The sequence below is a fragment of the Halomicrococcus pelagicus genome (genome assembly GCF_050954125.1).
Genome location: NZ_JBPBWC010000004.1, coordinates 184,450 through 200,058, shown reverse-complemented (window position 1 = coordinate 200,058; position 15,609 = coordinate 184,450). Strand labels below are relative to the sequence as shown.

Genomic DNA, 15,609 nt, shown 5'->3' with positions numbered 1-15,609 from the left:
CCCGCCCTACTGCGCTCCTTGTCCGCTTCGCGGCCTGCGGTGCTCCTTGAGGACGGGGGCTTAGCGCCTGCATTCAGCTAATCGGGGATAATGGCGTGTGGAGGGAGAGTGGCCTCTGCTTTCGGGCGGCGCTAGATATCTCAGCCCGTTTGACGAGCGGTCGTCGAGAGGAGGTTCAGTTCCGAACTGAACACCTGGGCGCTCCCGGAGAGTCGGTGGCGTGCGTTCGTCTGTAGCGCGTCTCGGGTGAACAGCAGCGTCGTGATGCCGGCCGACTGCCCTTCCTGCCCGCCGAGGCGGTAGTTGATGACGTAGCCGTTGTAGTCGTCGGGCTGGCTGATCTCCGGCACCGTCCTGCCACTCGGACGGCGGAGGACGTTGACGGTGGTTGACGCCTGCAGTTGCTGGATGACGTCGAAGGCCACGTTCGGATAGTAGTTGTACGTGTACACCAGGACTTGCGTCGGGCCCTCCTGCGCTGCTGCGCTGTCCACGCTCGAAAGGCCAAGTGCGGTCGCCCCCGAAGCGAGCGCTCCCTTCTTCATGAACGAACGGCGCGATTCTTCCGTCGTTTCGCCTCCGGCGCTATCGTCCATCTCGATGCCGTCGTCGTGTGTCTTGTTTTCTTCCATCGCGCCAGTCCGGTTCGGTTGAGGACTGCATAAAGAGCCGCCATCGTTTAGCTATCGGCGACGAGTTTGCCGTCCGAAAACGGTGGTATTGTTCGTTACGCTGTTCGTCGGGAGATAGGCAGGTATTGACCATAACACAGATGTGGATGTCTCGAAACTCCTCGGCGATGAAGCGAGAGGATTCCTCCGTTGTGGTTCGCTCTGCACCGAACCCTGGCGGCGGTATTCGGTACGTATCTCCTGTTCGGTACCAGCGTGGGCCTCTGGAACCTGGTAGCCCGCCCCCGTTCTCGTTTCTCTTCACCGGCCGATTCACGGCGTACGAGTCGTACGTCTATGCGAACGAACGGGACCGCTGTGGTTCTGGGTCACCGATCATCTCAATCCCCTCGTCGCACTTCAGACGGTCCGTGAGGGCCTCTTCATACTAGTCGGTCACGAGTCTGAGTCTACGAGTGTACCTCTGCCAGTTTTCCTGTTCAGTGTCGCCGTCTCCCTGCGGTTCGCGACAGTACCGTTGTATACCGGGTACAGAGGGTTCGCACAAGCGGACCTGAGCTAGCAAACCTTTCGATTCGTTCCGTCATCGTAACTTAGCCAGCTAATTCCTGGTCTACGATAACCAGCGTGCTTCCTGACTCGAACAGCGATGGCAATATTTCCGATAGCAGTTTTCGGCACGGGCTCGCGGAACTGGCTGAACTACGTCGATGTCCGGAGCAAAACACCGCTGTCAACGGCAACCAGGTCCAGCAACTCCCCGGTGACGATAATAGATTACGTTTTGACAACGAGCCAGTGTAACGACGTCGCCTCGGTCGGCGTGCTCCCAACCGCCGGCATCGACTGGTTGACGTCCGGTCTTTTAACAGGCAGAACAAACGATTTACCGCCATGGAAAGAAGGGTCGATATCCTGAACCAACCGAGCGGTCTCGTTCAAAAAACAGACGGTGGTTCGACATCCTATTGGAACAGAAATATTGGGATAGATACCAGTGCTGTAAAATAATACTTATCTTATATCTATACCCCGGAAACATCGCCCGGCAATTGCGGTGTCGAACACTGTCGGTAAACTATCTCACTAGTCTAACTAGACAGCCTAACGAAACAACCTAACTGGTTGCTGGCCGTTACCTGGTCGTACTACCCTCGTAGAGAGCCCCCCCTATCTAGCCTCAGGAGAGCCTCTTGGGGCCTTATACTAGCAGCACTAATTCTGGTTATAGAATATAACTAGTCAGCCTAACTAAACTAGATAGCAACATGTTCTAACCAGGTTGTCTGACGGAATTTTATAACACGCTTCTTCGAGTAGCCTACCATGCTCACGTATACGTCCTACAGCGAGGCAGGCGGCGTCGGCAAAACGACGCTCTCTGCAAATCTCGCGCGCGCACACGCCGACCACGGCCACCGCGTACTCGTTGTCGACCTCGACCCCCAAGACGGCTGCCTGAGTTACCTGCTCGGCGTCGACGTCGGTCGCGACGACGACGCGGACACGCTCGTCCACCACATGATCGACAGGCCAAAAGGCGACTTCGACGACCTCATCCGCACGACGGAAGGCTTCGACGTCGTTCCGTCGCACAACATGCTGGAGCGTCTCGGCGACCTGCTCGGCGACGCTGCCAGCATCGCCGAATAGACGGGCGAAACCTTCTCGAGATACGGCCGACTACGGCACGTACTCGCGAAAAACCACATTCCCGACCAGTACGACGTCCTCATCGTTGACCCGCCCGCCACGTCGGGCCCGCACTTGTTCAACGCCATCAACGCGACGCGCTCGCTTACCATCCCCGCCGAACCGTCCGGAAAAGGCGACCAGTCCATCGAAGGCCTCCAGTCGGTGGTCGCCGGCATCGAACACAACCTCGATATCAACGTCGGCGTGCTGGCAGTCGTTCCGAACCGTTTCGAAGGGACCAACGACCAGAAAGCCGTCCTCGAGGGAGTCTCCAGCCTGGGGTTCAACGTCCCGGTGGTCCTCGGGAAACGCTCGTCGATGTTCGAAGGCTGCTGGCGCAAACAGTCCAGCGCGTTCCAGTACGTCGATGAGCATCGCGACCGTGAACGCGACTACGAACGGGAAACACTCGCGAAGATCGACGAGCTGGCCGGCCACCTCGAGGAGTTGGCCAATCTATGAAAGGGGGGACCGGGGACGATCCGTTCAGCGACGAACTCGACGAGACGGACGGATCTGTGACGGAAAAAGAGGACGTGGACGCAGACGCGAACTCGGCCGAGCAGGTCGAGACTGATGCCGATGACGATGGTACTGAAGCGGAAAGGGTGCCGTGGGCGGTCCGTCGGAACAGCGTGAAGAGCGAGCGAGAGATGGTACAGTTCTACTTTCGGGAACGTACGCAGGAGCGCGAGAGCGAGTTCCGGCGAGATGTCGAGGCCGACGCAGGATTCTCGACGTACCTGACGGACGTGCGGGAGGCTGCCTACCTGGTGGCGATGGAGCATCCGGAGGAAGTCGCCGAACTGTTGGAGGACTGGGGGTGCGAGTACGACTAGCGGGTGAACCACGAGACCGCCGAACGGGAGCCAAAGCGTCAGCGCGGGGGTTCCGCACTGAACCGCATGAACTGGTCGGCAACACTGAGATTTGCCCGTACTTCCGTAGAAGTCGGCGTGCAGTGCCGTGCGTGCCCGCAGCGCTTCTTCTGTCGGGATGACGATATCTGGCGGACCGTCACTCTGGTCCGCCACAATCGATATAGCGATATACCGTATATGAAACGCGCAGGGTGTTCGAAAGTAGCGCTGTCGGTGGGAATACGGTCGAGTTCCTCGCCTCGAGCCTGGGCGTCGTCGCAGTGACGAGACGCGAGACAGTCACACTCGGTCGGCGGGCCAGATGAAGAAGTCGAGCGGGAAGATCGTCTCGAAGACGGGATAGTCGGCCTTGAGTTCCGCTTCCCGGTCGTGCATTCCGAACAGGAGGCCTGCCATCTCTCCTCGTGGCCGCCGAACCTCGGGAGTCCCGTCGAACGCTTCGACTGTAATTCCATCCCGGTCGTAGACGAGTTCGACTCCCTCTGACTCCGCTTCGAGACCGAGCGTAACCCGGCCACTGGCCGCCACTTCCCGTCGCGACCAACGGGCCTCCATCTGGTCGGCGAAGCGAGCGAGGACTGCTTGGAGGTTGCGGACGTTCAGCTTTCGATGTTCGCTCACCGACCACGACCGACTGTGGCGCCGAAACTCCGGGTTTCGTGGATGACGCGGTGGCACGATGGCGGTCAGGGAGTCGACGTCGTACGCCGAGAAGAGGTGGGCTATCAGGGCCTCGATGCCTCTTGCTGCCCCGCCGAACTCGGCGATGGTACGCTCTCGGCTCTCACGCGTGAGACTGAGATAGGCGGTGTCACCGTCGCTCTCGTAGAGGAGAGTCTCCAGCCCTCGCTGTCCGAACACCGTCCGGCTTCGTTCCCGACCTCGTCTCACCCGGTACGGTTCGTCTCCGTGGAGTTCCCGGAGCGTCTCGACCTGCTCGTCACCTCCCTCGTACGTCGTGATCATTCCTGCCCCGGCGCTCCCATCGAAGGAGCGCTCGCGTATCTTGTAGTGGTGTTCCCGGCCCGCTTGCTCCCAGCCGAAGTGGGCGTATCGCTGGCGATTTCCGCCGAGGTCGGCGAGCGCCACCCCTTCTTCGGCCATCCGGTCGAGCCAGAACTCGAGCAACTGCGTCATGTAGCCGTTTCCACGGTGGCGCTTGTCGGTCGTAACTCCGGACACGCCCCAGCACTCGATTTCGTTCCCCTCGCCGACGGTGAGCGTCTGAGGTATCGCCCCGACGTGACTCACGATGTCGCCGTCCTTCCTGACGATAGCGTGGTTCTCGGGCGTGGCCTCGTCGTAGGCGTGTGGAAGTCTGGCGGCCATGCCGCCGCGCTCGTAGGCGAAATACCGATCCAACAACGACATCATCTCGTCGAACTCGTCCGGTCTGGCGAGTCGCGGTCCGTCGATACTGACCATTGATAACAATGAGATACGGTAGATATATAAATATTCGTGACGCCCGAATCGGTCCCTGGCCGTTCACGTTCAGTAGTCGACCGAAACCGGTTCGCCCGCCTCGGCCGACTCGTAGGCCGCCACGCAGACGGCGGCCTCGCGGAAGCCGTCCTCGCCGGTAATCGTGGGGGACCGCCCCGTACGAACCGTCTCGACGAAGTCGGCGAGTAGTTCCTCGTTCGGGAGCTCCCCCCAGTAGACCGAGTCGATGCCCGGGTCTTCCCCAACGTCCCGGGTTTCACGGAGTTTGTAATCGAAGCAGTCGACGGTCAGTTCCCCCGCTGTGCCGACGAGATTCAGCGTTGCGTCGCCCCAGTAGTCCCAGTTGTCCGGGCGGTCCCACGACCCGTCGAGCGTGAACGGCGTCCCGTCGTCGAGTTCCATCGAGAGGACGTTAATGTCCTCGACCTCGGGGCCGTCGCGCATCGTCGCGAGTTCGGCGTGCACTTCGGTCACCTCCCGCCCCGTAATCCAGCGGACCAGGTCGACGACGTGGACGGTGTGGTCCATCACCGCACCGCCCCCGGCGCGTTCGGGGTCGGCCGACCAGCCGTCCTCGTGACGATTCCGGAATCTCGCACGGTTGGTTCCGGTCGCCAGCGTCAGGTCACCGATAGTGTCGTTCCGGTAGGCCCTTCGCGCCGCCCGTGCTGGCTCCGAAAACGGTAGCGGCATGTTCATCCCCAGGGCAACGCCGGCGTCCTTGCAGCGTTCGACGAGACGCCGGGCCGTGGAGCGGCTCGTGGCGAGCGGTTTCTCACAGAGGACGTCCACGCCCGCATCGGCGGCGGCCGTCACCCACCGCTCGTGGGTGGTGTTCGTCGAGAAGACCAGCGCCCCGTCGACGGCTGCGAGTAACTCTTCGGTTGCCATGTACGGGACACCGTATCGGTCGGCCGCCTCGCGACCGCGGTCGGCGTCTGCGTCCGCGACGCCGACGAACTCCACGTCCTCGCGTCGGTCCAAGAGCGCGGCGAACCCGTCGGCGTGGACGTGGGCCGTCGACAGCACTCCGAGCGAGACGGTCACGCGCCCACCTCCGTCGGGTCGACGGGAGTACCGCGCTCGGCCGACGCTCGCGCGGCGACGCACGCCCGGAGGGTCGCGAGGGCCTCTGCGGCGTGACCTGCCTCCTGCTCCCCGCCGGCAACGCAGTCGAGGAAGTGTTCGATCTGGCGATAGTGTTCGTCCCGGCGAAGCGGGACGAACCTGTCGTCGCGGTCCGTGCGAGAAATCGCCAGCGGTGTCGCTTCTTCGCTGTCGAATTCGATGAGACCGTTGGTTCCGGCGAGTTCAAAGCGACGGACCGGGCGGCGTTCTTCCGCTACGGTCCGTCGCACGTCCAGATGTCCGACGATGTCGTCCTCGAACCGGAGCGTTATCAACGCTCGCGCGTCGCGGTCGCTCTCCGTCGTTCGGGTGAAGACGCGGTCGACGTCGCCGCAGACCCGGCGCAGGAACGCGACGTCGCGGCCCACCAGATCGAACAGTCCGGCCGCCTGCTCCTCGCCGACGCGGCGCGACGTGCGGGCGTTGCCGACTGCTCCGATTTTGCCGCTCTCGACTCGTGTCGTCGCCGCGTCGTACTCGGGCGCGAACGGCGTCGCGTGGCCGCCGACGAAGACGACACCGGCCGTCGTTACCGCCTCCACGATAGCTGCTCCGTCCGCGGGCGAGTCGGCGAGAGCGCCCGGACAGAGGACGTGGAGGTCACGGTCGGCCGCGGCGGTCACCGCTCTTCGCCGACCGGTCGACGAGCACACGTCCACGGCGTCGAGTGCCGCGTCGTCGAACATCTCCTCGGGGTCGTCGTACGTTTCCGCGTCCGCGAGGATATCGCTATCGAGAGGGCCGCTGCCGGCGACTGCGACGATGTCCGCGCGAGGTAGTTCGGCGCAACGTTGCGCGTGTTTCTGGGCGAGGGAACCGTGGCCGATGAGACCAATTCGCACCATCGAGTGAGTCACTCCGCTCGGCGGGATTAAGCGTTGTCATCCGCGTCCGAGTCTGGATACCGCTCGGGACAAAGTTAATACACAGCCGGTCCGTCGAGATGGCATGGACGAACTCGCCCTTCGTGGCGGCCCAGAGGCAGCGCAAGCGCTCGACATTCCAGATTGGCCGCGGTGTCCGGACGGCGCGCGCGAGAACGTGCTGGACGTACTGGAGTCCGAAAGCTGGTGTCGCGTCTACGACGATGCGCAGTGGGTGGACCGATTCGAGGAGCGGTTCGCCGACTACCACGACGCCGACCACGCCATCGCCGTCGCCAACGGTACCGTCGCCCTGGAGGTGGCGCTCCGGATGCTCGACGTCCAGCCGGGTGACGAAGTGCTCGTACCGCCGTACACGTTCATCGCCACGGCGAGCGCCGTCACTTCCCTCAGTGCGGTGCCGCGGTTCGTGGACGTCGACCCCGACACGTACAACGTCGATCCCGACGCCGTCGCCGACGCGGTGACCGACCGAACGGTCGGCATGGTCGGCGTGCACGTCGCCGGCTACCCGATGGACTTCGACGCTCTCCTTCCCGTCCTCGACGACTACGACCTCTTTCTCGTCGAGGACGCCGCCCACGCGCAGGGCACCGAGTGGCGCGGCGAGAAGGTCGGAACGATCGGCGACGTGGGCACCTTCTCCTTCCAGGAGTCGAAGTCGCTCGCCGGCGGCGAAGGGGGAATCGTCGTCACCGACGACGACGTCCTCGCGGAACGAGGCCAGTTGCTCCACAACATCGGTCGGCAGGACGGCAGTGTCTACCGCCATTACGAGTTAGCCTCGAACGCCCGGATGACGGAGTTCCAGGGCGCGCTGCTCTGTGCACAACTCGACGAGCTCCCGGCGGAGAACGAGACCCGGCGACACAACGAGCGGGCGCTGCGCGAGGAGATAGCCGACGTCGACGACATCAGTGCGAAACCCGAGGACGACCGCATCACTGCTCGCGGCTACTGCCTGTTCGACCTGGCGTACGACCCCGACGCCTTCGACGGACTCTCGCGGGACCGGTTCATCGAGGCGTTGAACGCGGAGGGCGTCCCCGCCGGCACGGGGTACGCGATACCGCTGTATCGCCAGCCTGCGTTCTCCCGGGCGACCGTCGAGGCCCTCGTTCCGGCGGACGCCGACGTTCCCGCATATCGCAGTCTTCACCTGCCCGGGGTCGAAGAGGTGTGCGCGACGACCGTCACGATGCCTCACGAGGTGTTGCTCGCGTCCGAGGCCGGCGTCCGCTCCGTCGGGGACGCCGTCCGGAAGATTCGGCGCTGTGCTCCGGAACTGGTGTGACCGACCCGACCATAACGGCACTCGGTCGAACCGCCGCGGACGAACCTTTCCCTGCTCGCTGTTCGATGGTCGGAGCGTGATGAACCCATTCGAGCGGAACGTCGACGGATACTACGACGTCGAAGACCAGCTACCGACGTACCTGCGGTCGATGGCCGAACGCCAGTTCGCCGCCGCCGAACGCGAGCGGGCGACGACGCACGACGTCTCCGTCGACCACGGCGTGAAGATGTACGACGTGGTCGACGCGCTCGACGTCCCCCACCTCCTGGCGGCGCTTTCGAACCGGGACGTCGAACGAGTTCCGTTCCCCGACGGGGCCGTTCCGGCGGAACGCTTACGTCGGTGACACGCGACGGTCCGGTCATGCGAGTAGGACTCTGTACCATATCGAACGCCGAGGCGGCGGTCGAGACGGTGCTATCGCAGGCCGCCCGGGCCGGCTACGACGGCGTCGAGATATGGGGTCGTGACCACGTCGGCGACGGCTCCGAACGGACCTGTCGTGCCATCCGGCGCGACGCCGACCGCCTGGGCCTCGACGTGCCGGTCTACGGCTCCTACCTCCGAGCGGGCGGGGACGCCTTCGCGGACGCACGCGAGCATGAACTCGCGGTCGCGGAGCGACTGGCCGCTGACCGCATCCGTGTCTGGGCGGGTACCCAGGGGTACGCCGAACGGGACTCCGACCACTGGGAGCAGGTCGTTGCCGACCTCCGGGACCTGACTGCGCTCGCGGCGGACCGCGGCGTCGAGGTCACCGTGGAACGACACGCCGGGACGCTGACGGACGAGCGCGAAGGAGCGCGACGACTCGTCGAGGCCGTCGACGATTCGAACCTCGGTCTGAACTATCAGCCCTCGTTCGACGCGGCGCCCGACGCCATCGTCGCGGAGGCCCGGGAACTCGCGCCGCTGAGCAACCACGTCCACCTACAGGCCGTCTCCGAGCGCGGTGGTGAGTCGAGATGTCCGCTTTCGGAGGCGTTTTACGACGTTTCGGGGGTTCTGGCTGCCTTCCGGGCGTCCGACTTCGAGGGATACGTCAACGTCGAGTTCGTCCACGACAGCGCTCCGTACGCGGAAGCGATCGCCGCCGACCTCGACTTTCTTCGGTCGGCGGTCGGCTAGAAGCGTTCGACCGTCGGTCTGCACGCCCTAGACGGTGTAGTCAAAGTTACCGCGTCCCAAATGTTGAAATATCACCCTTCGTACGGTCAACGTGACCATGCGAGTTGCATTTATCGGAGCGGGTAAGATGGCGTCCGATCTCATGGCGTGCGTGGACGACGTCGATGGTGCGGAGATCACGGCCGTCTGTGACGTCGACGAGTCCGCGGCTGTGGCCGCGGCGGACCCCCGCGGGGCCGCCGTCTTCACCGACCACGAGGCGCTCTTCGCGGACCACGATTTCGACGCCGTGTTCCTGGCGATTCCTCCGTTCGCGTACGGAAACCAGGCAGAACTAGCCGCTGAACACGGCGTCGACCTGTTCGTCGAGAAGCCGGTCGGTCTCCGTCCCGAGGACGCCCGCGAAGTGGAAGAGCACTTGAGGGGCGCAGACGTCGTCACGGGGTCCGGCTACGTGTTTCGTTACGACCGGATCACCGAACGAACGCTCGACCTCGTGGGGGACCGGGATATCGGCCTCCTCCACGCCCGTTACTGGAGCGGACTTCCCAACAGCGAGTGGGGCTACGAGATGGCCCGCTCAGGCAGCGACGTCAACATCCGGACGACGCACGTGCTCGACACGATGCGGTATCTCGCCGGCGACGTCGACCGGGTGTACGCTACCGATACCGATCGAATCGGGACCGACGAGGTGGACTACGCCGACGGCGTCGCCGCCACCGTCGAACACCAGAGCGGCGTCGTCGGGACCGTCAGCTCGTCGATTACGGCTCCGGAGTGGACGGTCGAAATCGACGTTGCGGGTGAGGACTTCCAGTTGTCCCTGGACTACGCCGCGCAGTCGCTGACCGGCACCGTGGGTGGTCAGGAAATCGACTTCGACGGCACCTGCGACCGCTACTGCCGCGAGGTAGCGGGGTTCATCGAGGCCTGCGAGCGCGGCGACCAGAGCCACGTTCGGTCGTCGTTCTCGGACGCGACGCGGACGCTCGAACTCAACTGGGCCGTCATCGAGTCGGCCGAGCGGGCCGAACCGCTCGAACTATCGTAGTCCGGTCTTTCCGCTCGTCGTCCAGTTATCCCCTCACCACGTCGTCTCGGTGAGGAGACCTTCCTCGTCCGCGCCGACGTCGTAGTAGTGCACCGCTGCGCGGTTCTCGTCGGTGTCGACGTTCATCCAGCGCACGTCACCCCCGTAGTCCGACTCCTCGCTCATGTGGCTGAGGTGGCGGGCGAGAACGTACTCGACGCCGTCGATGCGGCGGCTTCCCCGACCGTGGTCGTAGTAGTAGTGGCCGCTGTTGACGAAGACGGTGTTTCCGCGTTCGAGGACGTTCTGGACCGTCCGGCAGTTGAGGACGTAGAAGTACGGCTTCGCGTGCGTCTCCCAGTTCTCGTCCAGCTCCGTGTGTTTGCACAGCGGTGCGTGACAGAACACGAACGTCGGTATCTCGGGGTCTTCGTCCATCAACCGCTCCAGCATGGAAATCTGCGGAGCGGTGACGAAGTTCTGTATCTCGCCGAGCGGGTGATACCCGTCGTGAGGGTTGGAGTCGAGGAAGACGTAGCGCGCGCCGTCGTCCTCGAAGTAGAACCAGGGCGGGAACTCCTCCGCCGGGAAATGCTTGCGGTACGCGCTCATCGGCCGTTCGTTGTTCCCCCTGATGACGTGGTAGCCGCTGTCCAGGTGGTCCTCGAGCAGTTCGCGGGCCCGCTCGAACTCGCTGTGGTAGAACGCGTCGTCCGGGTCGCCGTGCCACTCGCCCCACTGGGTCTGTTCCTCCCAGGGGGAGAGCAGTCGAAGGTCTCCGCCGGCCAGCGTCCAGTCCACGCCCACGTCGTTGAGTTTGTCGATGGCCGCGCGCTGGACGGACTCGTCCTCGTGCTCGTATCGTCCGATTCCGACGTGCAGGTCGTACAGGAGGCCGATAGTACGCATCGTCACTCGCTCCAGAGGTGGACGGCCGTCCCTTGGTCGAGGTACCCGGTCCCGTCGATGGCTCTCGCGGAGAGGACGTAGCCGCCGTACATCTCGCGACCGATGAACGTATGTTGGCGGTAGTCGGGGGCATCCGGTGTGAACTCCACCATCGGCGTCACGAACGGCGCGTCGCTTCCGTCGGCCAACTCGACGGTCGTCCGGTACTCCTCGCCCTCCAAGTGTATCGGTTCGAGCCGCAGTGCGAGCGTCCCGTCGCCTTCGACACGGCCGCGACCCCGGACCCCGACGTAGAGTTTCGTGAACTCGACGGGTCCCAGGAAGTGGTTCACCGTGAGATTGCGCTGCAACTGGACGAACTCCTCGCTTTCGACCTTCCAGTCGACGTTGCCGGGTCGGGACTGTCGCGGCGGCGTTCCGAGCGGCCACGAGGCGACCAGTTCCGGTCCGCCCCGTCGGGGTTGGTAGTCCCGCGAGACGAGCCCGCTCTGGCTCCGGTCGACCGGGTCTCGGCGGTCTACGAGCCGATTATCGGCGGTGTCCGGCACCTGCGGACGGGGAACATCCCTGTCCGGGGCTCGTTCGCTCTCGGCGCTTTCACGACAGTCCCTGTCCTGAATCCTATCGCCCATGGCGCGTGTTCCGTCACCCCGTACGTAAAGCTTTCCCACACGGACGGTCGGAGATAATCCACTACCGTCGCCATCGCCGGCGAATCGCCCTCCTTGTCCGGTGATCCGGCGAGCTACTGCCCGTCTTCGTTTAGGAATGTCAAACAGCACTTCGGCTAGATGCCGACGACATCGTAAATCGGCGCGTACCGTCGGGGGTGATCGCGCGAACGACATTACTGATAACCCTGTACGATTACAGAACTAATACTGTAATGACCTGCCTGCAATCGTCTGACGCTACCGAACGGACGAGGGCATACCGTTGCTGGCCGTCAGGCCGTCGCTGACCGACGGTGTACCGTCGGATGTCCGGGACGGTCTCGGCCGTTACAGCGTTAGGGGTGTAATCGAAGACGCCCGGAGTCGGCTACCCCGATCGTTTGGAATAACAAAACAGACGGTACGGTGGCTTAGAGCGACGTAGCGTTGATTTCGATGACGTTGACGGCGTGGTTGAGCATCTCCGAGAACTCGTCGAGGCGGTCGTTCATGCGACTCGTCGGCCCGATGATGGCGATGGCACCGTGTACGTCGTCGTCGTGGTCACGAATCGGTGCACCCACGCCGACGAGCCCCGGGATGGTCTCCCCGCGATTGTACGCCAGTCCGCGCTTTCGTATCTCCTCCAGTTCCTCGCGGAGTTCGCGCTCGTCGGTGATCGTCTCGTCCGTCAGGCTCTGCAGATCCATCTCCGCCAGGATCTCGTCGATCTCCTCCTGAGATTTGAACGCGAGGATGGCCTTTCCGACGGCAGTGTGGTGGAGTTCGTTGCGGTAGCCGACGTACAGCTCGGTCTGCACCGCGTTCTCCCCACTCGCCTTGTAGAGACAGACGCCCTCTCTCTGTTCTTCGACGGTGAACAGCGTGAGCTCGCCGCTCTTCTCTGCCAGTTTCTCGACCTCCTCCGTCACGATGTCGTAGATGGGGACGCGTCTCCGGACGTGGTGTGCGATGTCCACGAATCGCAGCCCGAGACGGTAGCGCCCGTTCGTGTTCACGACGTAGCCGTCGTTTTCGAGCGTTGCGAGGTGACAGTGGACGGTCCCCTTCGTGAGACCGACCTCCTCGGCGAGCTCGGTGACGCCGATCTCGTCGTGCTTCTTGATCGTTTCGACGATTTCGAGCGACGTTTGCACCGATTTGACCGGGTTCCGGGCGTCGTTCATCTGTATTAAGGGTGACGGCCCAATGGGACTTAAGCGTTTGGAGTGTTCAAACGACGACGCCCGGTCGCGCACCGTACGGCCGGACATCTCCGGAGAGGGTTCTCGACGGAGCGGTTCAGCACCACCGTTCGACGGACTGCGGTCGGAGGGTAGCCGGTGGTTACGGCGAGACAGCCATCATCGCTACGGAGAAATCCGAACGGTCTGGAACGTCGCGTCGCTCATAGGCGTAGTCGTGCACCGACGGTCCACGTGGACTACACCTGGCGAAGCCACCAGATGGCGGCGTACACGACGGCCGTGAAGAGGGCGACGAAGAGGGCGATCGTTACCGTGATGCCCGCGACCTCCGGATGGCCGTTGTTCTCGAAGTAGACGGCAGCGCCGAACAAGGTCACGTCGAGCAACGTGATGGCGAGGACCCAGAAACGCTGAAACGGTTCGGGGAGGACCGCTAACGGATCGACCTGTTTCACCTTCGGTAACATCGTACACGAAAACTCCTTCACGTATCCTTTTAGTCTTACCGATGAACGAAACCGACCTGACACGACGACGGAGTTAGTCTCCGAACTGCTTTCGGTACGTCTGTTCGTCCTCCGTGTTGTCGAGTGGCTGGCTCTCCCAGTACTCGTGATTCTCGAGCACGCGATAACACGCCGCCTCGTGGTCGGCCGAGTCGTCGACGGGGAATGCCTCCGGCGTCTCACCCTTGCACGCCTCGCGTGCGACTGGACACCGCGTGTGGAATCGACACCCCGACGGCGGGTCGACGGGGTCGGGGATGTCGATTTTCCGCATGGGGAGTTCGTCGTCGCTCGGGTCGATACGAAGGTCAGGTGACGACCACCGTAGGGCCTTCGTGTACGGGTGCTGGGGATCGTTCAGGATCTGTTCGGGCGGTCCGATTTCCACGAGTTTGCCGAGGTACATGATACCGATGCGGCCGTCGGCTTTCTCCGTTATGTACCGTGCGTTCGAGAGGTCGTGGGAGATGAAGAGGTACGACGTATCGAACTGGTCCTGGAGTTCCAGCATCAGGTCCATCATCTCGACCCGTAGCGAGACGTCGAGGGCACTGACGGACTCGTCGGCGAGGATGAGGTCCGGGTTCATGAGGAGCGACCGAATGAGCGCGACGCGCTGTTTCTCCCCGCCCGAAAGCTGGTGTGGATACCGGTCGGCGTAGTCCTCGGGAGGAGTCATCCCCACGGTTTCGAGCAAGTGGAGGATACGGGCTGTCCGGTCCTCGTCGCTGAGGTCCTTCTGCCACCGCTTCAGCGGCTCCTCGAGGTTGTTCTTCACCTTTCGGTACGGGTTGAGTGCGCTCCCGGGGTCCTGGTGGATGATCTGGAGCGCCTTCCGGATGTCCTGGTACGGGACGGTTACGTTGCCTCTGCCGTCCTTGGCGTCCCAGATGTCCTGTCCGCGGTATCGAACGCTCCCACCGGTCGGTCGTCGCATCCCGATGGCCGCCTTCCCCAACGTCGTCTTCCCGCAACCGGACTCCCCGACGAGCGCCACGACGTCGTTTTCGGAGATGTCGAGAGAGACGCCGTCGACGGCGTGGACGGTGTCCGGTTCCGAGAACAGCCCGAGGAGGCTGTCGTCCTCCTCGAAGTGTACCTCGACGTCCTGCAGGGAGACGACGGTGTCGTCGGCGTCGCTCATCGTTCCTCCGTCTCGACGGACTCTCTCGTGCTGAGAGGCAGCTCCCGACGCGCCCGCTCCCAGTGATGACAGGCGGCACGGTGTCCATCGCCGACGTCGTAGTAGTCGGGGTCGTCCCGGGTGCACTCGTCCGTCGCCAGCGGGCACCGCGGATGGTACGAACACCCCTGGGGAACGTTCACCGGATCCGGACTCGAACCCTCGATCGGTTTCATCTCCTCGACGTCGGTGCTGAGGTTCGGCGTGGCGTTCAGTAACGCTCGCGTGTACGGGTGGGTCGCATCTTCGAGGATGTCCTGGCACGCTCCGACCTCGACGAACTCGAAGGCGTACATGACGGCGAGACGGTCGGCGAGCTCTGCCACGAGCGGGAGGTCGTGCGTGATGAACACGAGCGTCAGGTCGTACTTCTCCTGGACCTCCCGAAGCATCTTGAGGATGGACCGCTGCATGAGCAGGTCGAGTGCCGCCGTCGGTTCGTCCATGACGAGTACCTCCGGTTCGAGCACGAGCGACAGCGCGATGAGCGCGCGCTGTTGCATCCCGCCGGAGAGTTCGTGTGGGTGGACGTCGAGCACTCTGTTGGGGTCGAGGTAGAGGTCCGTGAGAATCTCCCTGGCCCGCTCCATCCCTTCCTTCACGTCCGCGTCGTGTGCCTGAAGCGTCTCCTCGAAATGCGTGCGAATCGTCGTCGTCGGATTGAACGAACTCATCGCGCCCTGGAACACCATCGAGATCTCCTCCCAGCGCAGTTGCCGGAGTTCGCGTTTGTTCAGGTCGAGGACGTCGATGGGTTCGCCGTCGGGGGGATGATACGTGATGTCGCCCGTGAGCACTCCCGGGTCGACGACGGCGTCCAGGAGCGACGACGCGAACATCGACTTTCCGCTCCCGCTCTCGCCGACGATACCGAGAATTTCGCCGCGCTGGATGTCGAGTGAGACGTCGTCGAGGACCCGGGACTCCCCGCGGTCCATGTCGAAGGTTACGCTCGCGTTCTCCACTTCGAGTACCGTTTCTTCGGTCGTTCGCATGTCGTACGCGTGTTCGCTGACAGTCATTGTT

15 protein-coding genes and 1 pseudogene are annotated in these 15,609 nt (G+C 63.4%); 6 read left to right on the top strand and 10 right to left on the bottom strand.

Annotated elements, in window-relative coordinates:
• Positions 1-140 precede the first annotated feature (140 nt).
• A complete protein-coding gene (locus ACRYA2_RS10725; protein WP_433627560.1) occupies positions 141-632 on the bottom strand; it encodes a hypothetical protein in 492 nt (163 codons plus the stop codon).
• A gap of 1,326 nt (positions 633-1,958) precedes the next feature.
• Between ACRYA2_RS10725 and ACRYA2_RS10720 the strand changes: the two are divergent.
• Positions 1,959-2,789: pseudogene (locus tag ACRYA2_RS10720) on the top strand (ParA family protein).
• Entirely contained in the window at positions 2,786-3,166 is a 381-nt protein-coding gene (locus ACRYA2_RS10715) for a DUF7970 domain-containing protein (RefSeq protein ID WP_433627557.1), read from the top strand. Before ACRYA2_RS10720 ends, ACRYA2_RS10715 begins: the two are co-directional and overlap by 4 nt.
• 321 nt (positions 3,167-3,487) lie before the next feature.
• Here the strand turns inward: ACRYA2_RS10715 and ACRYA2_RS10710 are convergent, their stop codons facing one another.
• The 3 genes from ACRYA2_RS10710 to ACRYA2_RS10700 form a co-directional block, all read right to left on the bottom strand.
• The gene (locus ACRYA2_RS10710; protein ID WP_433627554.1) at positions 3,488-4,633 is read right to left on the bottom strand and encodes a GNAT family N-acetyltransferase; all 1,146 of its coding nucleotides are present in this window, start codon (positions 4,631-4,633) and stop codon (positions 3,488-3,490) included.
• 69 nt (positions 4,634-4,702) lie between these two features.
• Complete coding sequence (locus ACRYA2_RS10705) at positions 4,703-5,701, bottom strand: Gfo/Idh/MocA family protein (protein WP_433627552.1); 999 nt, start codon at positions 5,699-5,701, stop codon at positions 4,703-4,705.
• Positions 5,698-6,627, bottom strand: coding sequence for a Gfo/Idh/MocA family protein (locus ACRYA2_RS10700; protein WP_433627550.1), 930 nt, complete (start codon positions 6,625-6,627; stop codon positions 5,698-5,700). Before ACRYA2_RS10700 ends, ACRYA2_RS10705 begins: the two co-directional genes overlap by 4 nt.
• Positions 6,628-6,730: 103 nt before the next feature.
• Between ACRYA2_RS10700 and ACRYA2_RS10695 the strand changes: the two genes are divergently transcribed.
• The 4 genes from ACRYA2_RS10695 to ACRYA2_RS10680 all read left to right on the top strand — a co-directional run bounded on the left by ACRYA2_RS10695 (position 6,731) and on the right by ACRYA2_RS10680 (position 10,145).
• Positions 6,731-7,960, top strand: coding sequence for a DegT/DnrJ/EryC1/StrS family aminotransferase (locus ACRYA2_RS10695; protein ID WP_433627548.1), 1,230 nt, complete (start codon positions 6,731-6,733; stop codon positions 7,958-7,960).
• A 79-nt stretch (positions 7,961-8,039) separates the two neighbouring features.
• Complete coding sequence (locus ACRYA2_RS10690) at positions 8,040-8,309, top strand: hypothetical protein (RefSeq protein WP_433627546.1); 270 nt, start codon at positions 8,040-8,042, stop codon at positions 8,307-8,309.
• Positions 8,310-8,326: 17 nt separating this feature from the next.
• A complete protein-coding gene (locus ACRYA2_RS10685; RefSeq protein WP_433627543.1) occupies positions 8,327-9,091 on the top strand; it encodes a sugar phosphate isomerase/epimerase family protein in 765 nt (254 codons plus the stop codon).
• Positions 9,092-9,188: 97 nt separating this feature from the next.
• Positions 9,189-10,145, top strand: a complete 957-nt coding sequence (locus ACRYA2_RS10680; RefSeq protein ID WP_433627541.1) for a Gfo/Idh/MocA family protein — start codon at positions 9,189-9,191, stop codon at positions 10,143-10,145.
• Positions 10,146-10,178: 33 nt separating this feature from the next.
• Here the strand turns inward: ACRYA2_RS10680 and ACRYA2_RS10675 are convergent, their stop codons facing one another.
• The 6 genes from ACRYA2_RS10675 to ACRYA2_RS10650 all read right to left on the bottom strand — a co-directional run bounded on the left by ACRYA2_RS10675 (position 10,179) and on the right by ACRYA2_RS10650 (position 15,605).
• Entirely contained in the window at positions 10,179-11,033 is an 855-nt protein-coding gene (locus ACRYA2_RS10675) for a metallophosphoesterase family protein (RefSeq protein ID WP_433627539.1), read from the bottom strand.
• Positions 11,034-11,035: 2 nt separating this feature from the next.
• Complete coding sequence (locus ACRYA2_RS10670) at positions 11,036-11,665, bottom strand: hypothetical protein (RefSeq protein WP_433627537.1); 630 nt, start codon at positions 11,663-11,665, stop codon at positions 11,036-11,038.
• 452 nt (positions 11,666-12,117) lie between these two features.
• Positions 12,118-12,873, bottom strand: a complete 756-nt coding sequence (locus ACRYA2_RS10665; protein WP_433627535.1) for an IclR family transcriptional regulator — start codon at positions 12,871-12,873, stop codon at positions 12,118-12,120.
• 257 nt (positions 12,874-13,130) lie between these two features.
• Positions 13,131-13,382, bottom strand: coding sequence for a hypothetical protein (locus tag ACRYA2_RS10660; protein WP_433627533.1), 252 nt, complete (start codon positions 13,380-13,382; stop codon positions 13,131-13,133).
• A 52-nt stretch (positions 13,383-13,434) separates the two neighbouring features.
• A complete protein-coding gene (locus ACRYA2_RS10655) occupies positions 13,435-14,544 on the bottom strand; it encodes an ABC transporter ATP-binding protein (protein WP_433627530.1) in 1,110 nt (369 codons plus the stop codon).
• On the bottom strand, positions 14,541-15,605 hold the full coding sequence (locus ACRYA2_RS10650) for an ABC transporter ATP-binding protein (RefSeq protein ID WP_433627527.1): 1,065 nt from the start codon (positions 15,603-15,605) through the stop codon (positions 14,541-14,543). The genes ACRYA2_RS10655 and ACRYA2_RS10650 overlap by 4 nt, the downstream gene beginning before the upstream one ends.
• Between the last annotated feature and the right edge of the window lie 4 nt (positions 15,606-15,609).